Below are 11,738 nucleotides of genomic sequence, written 5' to 3'. Positions count from 1 at the left end.
AGAACAAAAACGACTGAGATGCCGGTTTGTCAACGATGTCGCGACTGACCTGTCAAGCATGTCGCGACTCATGACATTGGGGTGGCTGACGGGACTCGAACCCGCGACAACCAGGATCACAACCTGGTGCTCTACCAGCTGAACTACAGCCACCATCGTTGCGCGAAAGCAACGAGATATAGGTTAACTCACGCCGCGTAAATTACAAAAACGCCTGGTAATCGGTGGTGGTTTCGGCCTTGAGGTCCTCGGCTTCGGTGGAGGTTGGGCCTTCGTCGGTGCGAAAGACGCTGCGGCGATAAAAATCCAGCTCGCGGATGGACTCGATGATGTCTTGCAGTGCGCGGTGGGCCATGCCCTTATCGGGCTGGTTGTAGTAGGCCCGCGGGTGCCAGCGCCGAGCGAGCTCCTTGATGGTGGAGACGTCGATCATGCGGTAATGCAGCGCCTCATCCAGCCGCGGCATATAGGCGCGGATGAAGGTGCGGTCGGTGGCGATGGAATTGCCTGCTAGGGGAGCGGGGTGCTCGCAGTGCTCATTAATAAGTGCTAGTACCGCGTCCTCGGCCTCGCGGATGGTCGTGGTGGACTGGCGGATTTCCTTATCGAGGCCGGAGTTCGCGTGCATCTCGGTGACGAAGGAATCCATCTGGGATAGTTCCTCTTCGGTGGCGTGGACGACAAGATCGATGCCCTTGCCAAGGATGTTGAGGTTGCCGTCCGTGATGACTGCGGCCACCTCGACGATGACGTGGCGCTCTGGGTCGAGGCCGGTCATTTCCAGGTCGATCCACACGAGGCGATCATATTTTGCGGCGATTTCGGGAGAAGACATGCGTTCCATTCTAACCCCGGCCGGCAGGGCCCTCCGCGCGCCCCGATCTGCATCCCATAAAGCGAAAAGAAAAATTTACCTATCGTTTTACCGACACGGGGAAGTGATTTACGGCATACTTTCTATATCGTGCTTCACAAGGGAGGTGCGAATCACTAAGGAGTTTCTCGATGGCAAACTTTCTCGATGCCCTCAATTCCATAATTTGGTCGCCCGCCCTCGTCTTTTTGTGCTTGGGTGCGGGTGTTTATTTCACCGTGGTAACGCGGGGCCTGCAGGTCCGATGCATTCCAGATATGCTGCGACAAATTTCTAAGGGCGAAAAATCCGACGACGGTGTTTCTTCCTTCCAATCGCTGATGGTCTCGCTATCTGGCCGCGTGGGCGTGGGTAATATCGCCGGCGTGTCCACGGCCATTGCCTTCGGTGGCCCTGGTGCGGTGTTCTGGATGTGGGCGGTGGCCCTCTTGGGCTCGTCCACCTCCTTCATCGAGTGCACCCTGGCGCAGATTTATAAAGAAAAGGACCAGGACACCGGCGAGTACCGCGGTGGCCCGGCCTACTACATCGAAAAGGCGTATAAGCACACCAAGGCCGCGCCATTCATGATGGTCTACGGCATCCTCTTTGCCATCGCCATGATTCTGGCGACCAGCTACTTCCTGCCGGGCATTCAGGCAAATGCTGTGGCCGCGGCTGCCGATACCGCGTGGGGTATTAACTCCACCTGGGCCGCGGTAGTCCTGGCCGGCATTTTGGCCATCATCATTATCGGTGGCGTCAAGCGCATCGCTAACTTCGCCACCCTGGTCGTGCCGTTTATGGCCGTGATCTACATCGGCATCTCCATCGTCGTGATGCTCATTAACTACTCGCAGATTCCAGAGGTCTTTGGCCTCATCTTTAAGTCTGCCTTCAACCTCGAGGCCGGGTTCTCCGGCATGCTGGGCGTGGCCATCATGTGGGGCGTTAAGCGCGGTATTTACTCCAACGAGGCTGGTCAGGGTACCGGCCCGCAGTCTGCTGCCGCCGCTGAGGTCTCCCACCCGGCCAAGCAGGGTTTCGTGCAGTCCTTCGCCGTGTACATCGACACCCTCTTCGTCTGCTCCGCAACGGCGTTTATGATCATCTCCACGGATATGTACACCGTCTTCCGCGGCGAATCCGAGGATAGCGAGGTTGTCTACCAGGGCTCGCTTCCAGATGACGTCGCGGTCGGCCCCGGCTTCGTCCAATCCGGCCTCGATAGCGTCTTTGCTGGCTGGGGCCCGACGTTTATCGCCGTGTCCATTGCCTTCTTCGCGTTTACCACCGTGCTGGCGTACTACTACATGTCCGAGGTCAACCTGACCTACTTCAACCGTTGGGTTAAGTCTCGCCCGATTCGCCGCGGCCTGGTGTGGGCGCTGCGCATCCTGATTATCGTCTCGGTCATCGTGGGTGCTACCACGACTCCGGGCTCGGCCTGGGCGCTGGGCGATATCGGCGTGGGCACCACCGCATGGCTAAATATCATCGCCATCCTCTTCCTGCAGGTGCCGGCGCTCAAGGTCCTGAAGGACTACGAGAAGCAAAAGAAGGCGGGCAAGGATCCGGAATTCGACCCAGAAGCGGTGGGCATCAAGAATGCGGACTTCTGGGTGGACCGCAAAAATGCTCGCGCGGCGGCACAAGTGGCCGGTAGTCAAGCAGCCGGCAAGAATACTGAAAGCTAACCCATCTGGGAATAAAACCGCCCGATAAGCGGTGCGATGACGGGGGTCGGCAGCATCTTGCTGACCACGTTCATCGCCTTTGATAAGGGGCCAGGGACCACGCGTCGCTGGCCTTTTTGCATGGCCGCGATGGTCTCTTGGGAACAGGACTCATAGGTGGTCCACAGCGCATCGGGCACGACCTTATCCACAATGGTCTGGTCTTCCTCGGCGATGGTGGCCTCGCGCACCGGACCAGGAGCAAGCAAGGTGCAGCTGATGCCAGAGCCCTTCAGCTCATAGTGCAGCGCCTCCGTAAACGCATTCACCCCGGCCTTGGTAAAAACGTAGGTCGCGTTATTGGGAATGGGGATATTGCCGGCCGTGGAGCCCACATTGCAAATAGCGCCCGTGCGCCGCGGGAGCATGTGTTTTAATGCGGCGCGGGTCAGGCGGTGCACGGCGGTGCCGTTCAGGGCGAATTGGGAGGACTCGTAGCCCCAGTCTTGGTCCATGAAGGGGCCGAAGCTGGCGATGCCGGCGGAATTGACCAGGATGGAGACTTCTTTGGAGGAGATGGCTTCAATGACTGCCTCGACTCCCTCATCGGTGGCCAAATCCGCGGGCAAGGCAATGGCCTCAATGTGGTGGCGGCGCTCAAGCTCTGCGGCGATGCCTTCCAGGATTTCGCCGCGCCGGGCAACGAGGATGACGTTATAGCCCATTGCCGCGAAATCGTGGGCCATCGCCTTTCCAATGCCCTGACTAGCGCCCGTAACTAGGGCATAGGAGGTACGGGATGGTGCCGGAAGTGACATTGTCGAGCCTTTCGAAGGGTGGCTAGGTACTAAAGACCCCAGCGTAGACAAAAAGCCGGCACGCTGCGAAAAAAGTCGCGAGGCATCGTAGCTTAAAGGAACGATGCCTCGAGACTTCACACGGTGCCCCCAGCAGGACTCGAACCCGCGACACATGGGGTAGAAACCCACTGCTCTAATCCGCTGAGCTATGGGGGCTGGACAGCACACTCATATTAGCCCACGGCCACGGTGATTTCTAAGCCAGGGGGCGGGCGGAATTGTGCGTGCGCAAAATACCGACCAATTCTTGGGCGGCTGGGGTCAGTTCGCGGTCGGAGCGGTACGCCACGATGGCGTGGAACCGCGGAAGTTCCTCTTTGACCGTTAGCGAAGCGATGCCCTGCGGATGCAGCGCGGGGGCGCACCGTGGCATGAAGCTGATGCCAAAGCCACTGGAAATCATCGGAATGGCAGCGTGCAGCGATGTCACGTCTTGAATGTGATTCGGCTTGTAGGAGGGGTGGTTCTCCCACAGTTCATCGTAGAGCTCTGCCATGCCGGGAAGCTCGCGGCAGTGGGGAGGCACCAGCCAGGTTTCCTCGCGCAAGTCCCGCAAGGAGATCGGGGAGGGGAGGTGCGACAGGCTTTCTGGCACCGCGAGGGTGTAATCGAACTCGGCGGCGTCGTGGATGGTCAGCTCGGGGGAGTAGCGGCGAATGAAGGCTTTGGGGTCGGACGTCGGCAAGAGCGCGAGGTCCACCTGGCCCTCCAATAGTCGCTTAACGGCGGTGGCCGCAGTGGAATCATCCAAGCTAATGCGAGCCGAGGGGTGGATTTCGGTGAGCTCGGAGAGGATGGAAGGGGTAAATTCCCAGTTCAAAATGGGGCACGACGTCAGGGAGACGGTATTGGCGTTATCGCCGGTGATTTCTCTGATGTGGCGCTGGGCATCGGCAAGCAGGGCATCAACCTTAAGGGCGGTGTCATAGACATAATCACCCGCCTCCGTGGTAGTTACGCCCGAACGACCCCGGGACAGCAACTGGGTATTGAGCTCCTTTTCCAATTTGCGGATGGAAAGGCTCAGGGAGGGTTGTGTCATTTCGAGGGCTGCGGCGGCATGGGTAAAGGACCCATTGTCTACAACGGCACGGAAATAAAGAAGTTGACGGGTGTCCATAGGCTCTATCATGGCATATCCAGGGGAAAAATATGCGTTCGCTTTGCATTAGGGTGGCCCTATAGAATGCGAGCTATGGTCAATAAGCTGGTCAAAAGCACGCAGTCTGGAACGCAAAAACCCCGTCCTTCCTGGGGAATTTTTATTGCAGCAATGCTTTTTGCTGGCTTGGTTGCCGGGTTCATTTCCTTATTCTTATTGGCGGATTCCTTGGCTGCCTTGGGCATTCCGGACCCTGGGCGGATTACCACCTTTGGCCTGCCGCTGTTTCGTGGGCTGGCGTGGCTCTTGATGGCGCTTTCTGTGGGCTCCTTTTTGGCCTCGTCGTTTCTCATCGCTCCGCGTGGCGAGAACGATTCCCTCATCGGGGCACCATTATCGGTTGACGGCCATATCGCCGCCCGCACCGGTACGTGGTCGGCCTTCGGCGTTGCGGCCGTGGGGCTGGTAGAAATCCCGATGATCATGTCGGACCTGACCGGCACGCCGTTTTTTAAGGTCTTTAACCTGACCATTCTGAAAATGGCCTTTACGGAAATTTCCTCCACCATCGTGTGGGGGATTGCGGTGCTCATCGCCCTTTCCGTGGGAATTATTGGCAGACTCAGTCGCACCTGGGCCATGCAGCCGGTCCTGCTGTTGCTGTCCATCCTGCAAGTAGTCCCCATCGGACTTGAAGGCCACTCCGCGACCGGCGGCGACCACGATTACGGCACGAACTCGCTGCTGTGGCACCTGGTATTTGTGATGCTCTGGGTAGGCGGCCTCATGGCGCTTATCGCGCACGGCCGGCGCTTGGGCCCGAATCTCGCCTTTGCGGTCAAGCGCTATTCCACCATCGCGTTCATGGCCATCGTCGTGCTGGCGGTATCCGGCCTGGTCAATACGCTCATCCGGATGGATATTTCGGACCTGCCGCAATCACCCTACGGCATTATCCTGATTACCAAATTCGTGCTCACCATTCTGCTGGGCATTATGGGGCTTATCCATCGTGAGCTCACCATTCCGCAGCTGGATAAAAACCCGCGGCTCTTTATTCGCATCGCCATCGTGGAGCTCGCGGTCATGGCGGGCACGATTGGCGTAGCCATCACCTTGGGGCGCACCGTGCCGCCGCCACCGCGGGATCCGAACTTGAGCTCCATGCAGATCCTTATGGGCTATAACCTGCATGAGGCGCCCACGGTATTCAATATCTGGACGATGTTCCGCTTTGACATCATGTTTGGCACGATTGGCCTGCTCTTGGCCGCGGCATACGGCTATTGCGTTTACCGCGTGCATAAGCGCGGGTTGAGCTGGGAGAAGGGGCGCACCGCGTGGTTTATGGTCGGCTCGCTGGGGCTTACGCTCGTCATGTCCACCGGCCTCGGCCTGTACATGCCAGCTATGTATTCCATCCACATGCTGGTGCACATGATTTTGTCCATGACCATTCCGCTGCTCATGGTGCTAGGAGCGCCCATCATCTTGGTCATGGAGGCCTACGAGCCGGGACCGAAAGGCCAGCCGAGCCCGCACGATTATGCCTTGGCGCTGACCCAATCTAAGTTCGTGCGGGTCATTACCAATCCCTTCGTAAACTTGGCGCAGTACCTCTTTTTCCTCTACGTGCTCTATCTTTTTCCGAGCCTGTACGAATTCGCCATTTCGGAGCACGCCGGCCACCTCATCATGAACTACGTGTTCCTCATTTCCGGCTACTTCTATTTCTGGGAAGTCATCGGCCCAGATCCCCTGCCCAAGCGCCATTCCACGCCCTTCCGCCTTGGCATGCTTTTCTTGTCGATGCCCTTCCACCTCTTCGCCGGCGTGTACCTGATGCAGCTGCAAACGGTGCTTGGCCTCGACTTTTATCAGTACCTCGAGCTGCCCTGGGATCAGGACCTGTTGCAGGATCAGCGCGTGGGTGGGGGCATCGCCTGGGGCTTTGGCCAATTCCCCTTGGTCATTGTCTTTGGCAAGCTCTTCTTGGATTGGCTGCGCGATGACCGCGCGACCGCACGGCGCCACGACGTGCAGGCGGAGGCGGACGATGACGCTGAGCTCGCCCGCTATAACGCGATGCTGGAGAATATGAGCCACGGCGATGAAAGCGGGTTCCGCGGGCACTAAATAGCCGGCCACTTGTGGAAAACTCACCCGAAAGTGACCATCCTGGCGCCACTTTGTTGAAGAGAACAACAAGTTATCCACAGCGCTGATGGTCATAGCATGGTGCGGGTTGCGCTGCGGCAGCAGGATGTGAAGGCGAGCGAGGGACATACCACTCGCGAACTCACAACCTAGTAAAGGAATTTCAGCACCATGTCTCAATGCCCAGTGATGCTCACCGGCCGCCTTACCCAAGACCCGATCTTGACCAAGACCTCGACCGGCGCATATAAAACCAAACTGCGCATCGCATCCTCACGGCGCGTTCCTGACCGTCCCGCCGATACCGGCACCGAGGCGGAGAACCAGCGCGGCCAGCAGCAGTGGCGCGATGTAGACCACCTCTTTATTGACGTGGAAATGTGGAACCAATTTGCCATCAACGTCAAGAAATCCCTGGCTAAAGGGATGCCACTGCTCGTCTGCGGCTCGATCGTCTCCGATCAGTGGCGCGATGATGAGGGCAAGGACCACTACCGCACCTTTATCAAGGCACAGTATGTGGGCTTGGACCTAAACCGCCACGTCATTGGTGCAAAACGCTTGGCGCCGCAATATAACCAGGAAAACATCGCTATTCCGGAGCTTGGTGATAACGAAGTTGAGCCCGACGTGGATAACTCCGCGCCGGGAGATACCGCTGCAGACCGCATCCAAGCGGGAAATAGCGTGGCAGCCCAGGACAGTGAGGAAGTAGCAACGCAAGAGGAGGAGACCGCCGAAACCGTGCATGCATAGCGCCAGCCATCCGCCTCGGGTTCGCCCGACCCGAGGCACCTAGGCGCGCATTCTGATGTAGTGTTTGTGTAGATAAATACGTCTCCCAAATTTTTGCAAAGGGGTAAAAGTGGGCGAATTCATCTACACGATGAAAAACGTGCGCAAGGCAATTGGCGATAAGGTCATCCTTGATGATGTCACGATGGCGTTCTACCCGGGCGCCAAGATTGGTGTGGTCGGCCCCAATGGTGCCGGTAAATCCTCCATTCTGAAGATCATGGCCGGCTTGGATCAGCCCTCCAATGGTGAGGCATTCCTCGACCCGGGCGCTACCGTGGGCATCCTGCAGCAGGAGCCGCCGCTGAATGAAGAAAAGACCGTGCGCGGCAACGTCGAGGAGGGCCTCGGCGATATCTTTGAAAAGAAGCAGCGCTTCGAGGAAATCGCCGAAGAAATGGCGACCAATTACAGCGACGAGCTCATGGCAGAAATGGGCAAGCTGCAAGAGGACCTGGATGCTGCCGATGCATGGGAGGTTGATTCCAAGATCGAGCAGGCAATGGAAGCATTGCGCTGCCCGCCTTCCGATGCCCCGGTGACCAACCTCTCCGGTGGTGAGCGCCGTCGCGTGGCCTTGGCCAAGCTCCTGTTGACGGAGCCGGACCTGCTGCTTTTGGACGAGCCCACCAACCACTTGGACGCCGAGTCCGTGGAGTGGCTGGAAAAGCACTTGGCGGATTACCCAGGTGCCGTCTTGGCCGTCACCCACGACCGTTACTTCTTGGACCACGTGGCAGGCTGGATCTGTGAGGTGGACCGCGGCAAGCTGTACCCGTACGAGGGCAACTACTCCACCTACCTGGATAAGAAGCAAGAGCGCCTCCAGGTTGCCGGTAAGAAGGACGCCAAGCTGCGCAAGCGCTTGAAGGACGAGCTGGAATGGGTACGCTCCGGTGCCAAGGCTCGCCAGGCCAAGAACAAGGCGCGTTTGGAGCGCTACGAAGAGATGGCTGCCGAGGCGGAGAAGTACAAGAAGCTGGACTTCGAGGAAATCCAGATTCCTACGCCGCCGCGCTTGGGCAATAAGGTTGTCGAGGCGAAGAACCTGGTCAAGGGCTTCGATAATCGAACCCTGATTAAGGACCTTTCCTTCACCCTGCCGCGCAACGGCATCGTCGGTGTTATCGGCCCGAACGGTGTGGGTAAGACCACGCTGTTTAAGACCATCGTCGGTTTGGAAGAACCGGATGATGGCTCCGTTGAGGTCGGTGAGACCGTCAAGCTGTCCTACGTGGACCAGAACCGCGAGAATATCGACCCAGAGGCTACCGTGTGGGAGGTCGTTTCCGGCGGGCTGGATTATATTCACGTTGGCCAAAATGAGATGCCATCGCGCGCATACCTTTCCGCCTTCGGTTTCAAGGGCCCGGATCAGCAAAAGCCGTCGAAGGTGCTCTCCGGTGGTGAGCGCAACCGCTTGAACTTGGCGCTGACCCTGAAAGAGGGAGGCAACCTTATCCTTCTTGACGAGCCAACCAACGACTTGGACGTCGAAACCCTGGGTTCGCTAGAAAACGCCTTGGAGAAATTCCCTGGCTGTGCCGTTGTTATTTCCCACGACCGCTGGTTCTTGGACCGCACCTGTACCCACATTTTGGCGTGGGAAGGCAACGTTGCCGAGGGGCAATGGTTCTGGTTTGAGGGTAACTTTGGTGACTATGAGAAGAACAAGGTGGAGCGTCTGGGAGAAGACGCCGCCCGTCCTTCTCGCGTAACTCACCGCAAGCTCACCCGATAATTCCTGAGGAGAATGATGGCGACCGATAACGCGCATACCCACCAAGTGCCCACCCGCTGGGGCGATTTCGATATGTACGGCCACATGATGAACGCCAACTATATTGAGGTTGCCCAGGAAGCACGCTTGGCTTTTGCCAAGGAGAATATCTATGCCAAGGGCATCGATTTCATGGCCTTGGTGCGTCATCTCGACGTGGACTATATGCGGCCCATTCCCTTTGAGGGCAATGCCCACGTCATCGTGGAAACCTCCGTTTCCCAGATCGGTTCGTCATCCTTTACCACGACCCAGCAGGTCAAGACCGCTGCTGGGGAGGTAGCGGCCACTGTGAACTGTGTGCAGGTTGTCATTGACAAGAAGAAGCACACCCCGCGCCCGCTTACGGATGAGGAAAAGGATATTCTGCAGATGAGCGCCTCCTAAGTGGCGCACTAGGCACATGAAGAAAGGTAGGGCCCGTTAGCCATGGTCACCGAGTCGTTTGAAGTTCGCAGCGGAGGACCTGGCTTACGGGCCCTTCTTGCGCGCGCAGTTGGGGTAGACGCGAATGCGTCGGTGCGCCTGCGCCAGCTTGCCGATGACGTCGTCGATGCCTTCGTCACCACCCCCTTCGAGGTCGTCGCCTCCCGGCGGGTGCAGGGGGTTGTCTCCCGCGATGGGGCAGTGGTGTCCGCGGAGACGCTGGAGCAACAGCTCGCGGAACACGATGGCACCGGCATTATGGAACTCGGCCCAGCTCGCGATGCGTCGTGGCCGGGCGCATTGCCCCCGGCCACCGGCTTTAGCGTGGTGGATACCCTGCCGGTGGCGGTGGTTCGCGACCTTTCGGACCAAGGTCAAAAGCTGACCCGGGAGTTTTCCGGTCCCATGGGCCCGCCACCCAGTTTGCTTAATCAGACCGTGGTCACGGTTGAAGGCAATGGACAGACGGTGGAAATCCCGATGCGGATGATCTTTGCCTGCACCAACTTGGGGCTAATTCCGGGGTTCTCTGCCTCCATGGATATTCCGCGGCACCTGCGAGTGTCGAGTCTTGGCCGGTGGGTGCGCCTTGATGCACCGTTTGGCAGCATCTACCGTTCCACGCGGCTATCGGTCCTGTAATCACTCCCCGAATCTGGGATCTTACCGCCCAAAACAGACAGTAAGTAATATCTATAACCCAATAGTCGGGGGTGGTAGTTATTTTCCGGGTGTGGATTTTTAACCCTATACACTGCGGTATCGGGGAAAGTGCGATTATTGCTGTCACCCCCCGTTCGTGAAATATACACAAACTTATATTCTCCTTTGCATTCTGCGTTAACCTGACAGCGAGAAGTAAATTTTCGCCTCTGTAACCAACACATGAAGGAGAACCTCCGTGCGCATTTCTGTACCTAAAGAAATCATGAATAATGAAAGCCGCGTTGCCCTCACCCCAACTGAGGTGCGGACCTTGGTTGCTGATGGGCACGAGCTTTTCATCGAAACGGGCGCAGGCGTAGGCGCGTCCTTCCCCGATGAGGAGTACGTAGAGGCTGGCGCTACCATCGTTGATTCTGCAGACGAGACGTGGGCCAAGGCCGAGCTCCTGCTGAAGGTAAAGGAGCCGCTCGAGTCCGAGTACCAGTACTTGCGTTCGGATCTCACCGTCTTTACCTACCTGCACTTGGCAGCGGATCGCCCGCTGACGGAGGCGCTGACGGAATCGAAGACGACCTCAATTGCTTATGAAACCGTTACGGACCGCCGCGGCACCCTGCCGCTTTTGACCCCTATGTCCCAGGTCGCTGGGCGCTTGGCCGTCATTGAGGGTTCACACCACCTTTTGTCCACCCAGGGCGGCCGCGGCCTCTTGGTCTCCGGTATCCCGGGCACCCAGCCTGCGCGCGTGGTGGTCATCGGCGGTGGCCAGGTAGGCGCGTCCGCCGTTGCGATGGCACACGGTCTGCGCGCAGAGGTCACGGTCTTGGACGTGGATCCGCACGTCCTGCAGCGCTTTGATGACCAGTACGCCGGCGGCGTGCGCACCCTGATCTCTGATCCGTCCACGCTGGATAAGGAGTTGGAGGAGGCCGATCTCGTCATTGGCGCCGTACTGATTCCAGGTGCGGCGGCACCAAAGCTGGTCCGCGAGGAGACCGTGAAGAAGATGAAGGAGGGCGCAGTGCTTGTCGATGTCGCCATCGACCAAGGCGGCTGCTTCGAGAACTCGCGCAAGACCTCCCACGACGAGCCGACCTTCAAGGTCCACGACACCCTCTTCTACTGCGTGGCCAATATGCCTGGTGCGGTGGCAAATACCTCGGCCCGCGCCTTGGCTTCGGCGACGCTGCCGTATATCCGCGCGGTAGCCAACGACAACCTGGATGCCGCAATCGAGCGCTTCCCAGGCTTGCGCTCCGGCGTCATGACCCGCGGCGGCAAGCTGGTATCCGAGCCGGTACGCCAGGCATTCGACTGGCAGGACTAGATAGTTGCTAGCGCTAGCCTGTGATGTCTAGTGACTTTTTGGACTCGGAGTCCATTGACTTTTTGGACTCGGAGTCCAGTTAGTTTTTTGACGCGG

The 11,738-nt window shown here is 58.3% G+C and carries 10 protein-coding genes and 2 tRNA genes; 7 read left to right on the top strand and 5 right to left on the bottom strand.

Annotated features, from left to right (window positions below):
• Positions 1–77: 77 nt before the first annotated feature.
• Positions 78–153 (bottom strand) — tRNA-His (locus QP891_RS11345).
• 49 nt (positions 154–202) lie between these two features.
• Positions 203–844: an oligoribonuclease gene (orn, locus tag QP891_RS11340; protein ID WP_284771305.1), complete on the bottom strand. Its 642-nt coding sequence runs from the start codon at positions 842–844 to the stop codon at positions 203–205.
• 161 nt (positions 845–1,005) lie between these two features.
• Here orn and QP891_RS11335 point away from each other — a divergent pair, with 161 nt between their 5' ends.
• Positions 1,006–2,550, top strand: coding sequence for an alanine/glycine:cation symporter family protein (locus QP891_RS11335; RefSeq protein WP_284771304.1), 1,545 nt, complete (start codon positions 1,006–1,008; stop codon positions 2,548–2,550).
• On the opposite strand, the gene cmrA is transcribed toward QP891_RS11335, so the two are convergent.
• The 3 genes from cmrA to QP891_RS11320 all read right to left on the bottom strand — a co-directional run bounded on the left by cmrA (position 2,547) and on the right by QP891_RS11320 (position 4,509).
• Positions 2,547–3,347, bottom strand: a complete 801-nt coding sequence (cmrA, locus tag QP891_RS11330; protein WP_284771303.1) for a mycolate reductase — start codon at positions 3,345–3,347, stop codon at positions 2,547–2,549. The genes QP891_RS11335 and cmrA overlap by 4 nt on opposite strands.
• Positions 3,348–3,471: 124 nt before the next feature.
• Positions 3,472–3,545: transfer RNA gene (locus QP891_RS11325), tRNA-Arg, on the bottom strand.
• A 40-nt stretch (positions 3,546–3,585) separates the two neighbouring features.
• A complete protein-coding gene (locus tag QP891_RS11320) occupies positions 3,586–4,509 on the bottom strand; it encodes a LysR family transcriptional regulator (protein WP_284771302.1) in 924 nt (307 codons plus the stop codon).
• Positions 4,510–4,575: 66 nt separating this feature from the next.
• Here QP891_RS11320 and QP891_RS11315 point away from each other — a divergent pair, with 66 nt between their 5' ends.
• From QP891_RS11315 to ald, 6 genes are all read left to right on the top strand, one after another.
• A complete protein-coding gene (locus tag QP891_RS11315; RefSeq protein WP_410763500.1) occupies positions 4,576–6,627 on the top strand; it encodes a bifunctional copper resistance protein CopD/cytochrome c oxidase assembly protein in 2,052 nt (683 codons plus the stop codon).
• 192 nt (positions 6,628–6,819) lie between these two features.
• Positions 6,820–7,404, top strand: coding sequence for a single-stranded DNA-binding protein (locus tag QP891_RS11310; RefSeq protein WP_284771300.1), 585 nt, complete (start codon positions 6,820–6,822; stop codon positions 7,402–7,404).
• A 109-nt stretch (positions 7,405–7,513) separates the two neighbouring features.
• Positions 7,514–9,184 (top strand): energy-dependent translational throttle protein EttA, encoded by a 1,671-nt coding sequence (gene ettA / locus QP891_RS11305; protein ID WP_284771299.1) that lies wholly within the window; start codon positions 7,514–7,516, stop codon positions 9,182–9,184.
• A gap of 12 nt (positions 9,185–9,196) precedes the next feature.
• Positions 9,197–9,610 (top strand): acyl-CoA thioesterase, encoded by a 414-nt coding sequence (locus QP891_RS11300; protein ID WP_284771298.1) that lies wholly within the window; start codon positions 9,197–9,199, stop codon positions 9,608–9,610.
• A 42-nt stretch (positions 9,611–9,652) separates the two neighbouring features.
• Positions 9,653–10,291 carry a DUF8185 domain-containing protein gene (locus QP891_RS11295; protein ID WP_284771297.1) on the top strand — a complete coding sequence of 213 codons (639 nt, stop codon included), beginning with the start codon at positions 9,653–9,655 and terminating at the stop codon, positions 10,289–10,291.
• A 259-nt stretch (positions 10,292–10,550) separates the two neighbouring features.
• Positions 10,551–11,642: an alanine dehydrogenase gene (ald, locus tag QP891_RS11290; RefSeq protein ID WP_284771296.1), complete on the top strand. Its 1,092-nt coding sequence runs from the start codon at positions 10,551–10,553 to the stop codon at positions 11,640–11,642.
• The last annotated feature ends 96 nt before the right edge of the window (positions 11,643–11,738 follow it).

The organism is Corynebacterium sp. MSK310 (assembly GCF_030227355.1).
GTDB lineage: Bacteria > Actinomycetota > Actinomycetes > Mycobacteriales > Mycobacteriaceae > Corynebacterium > Corynebacterium rhinophilum.
The sequence above is the reverse complement of the archived record's forward strand: the minus strand, read 5'-3'. Positions and strand labels throughout refer to the sequence as shown.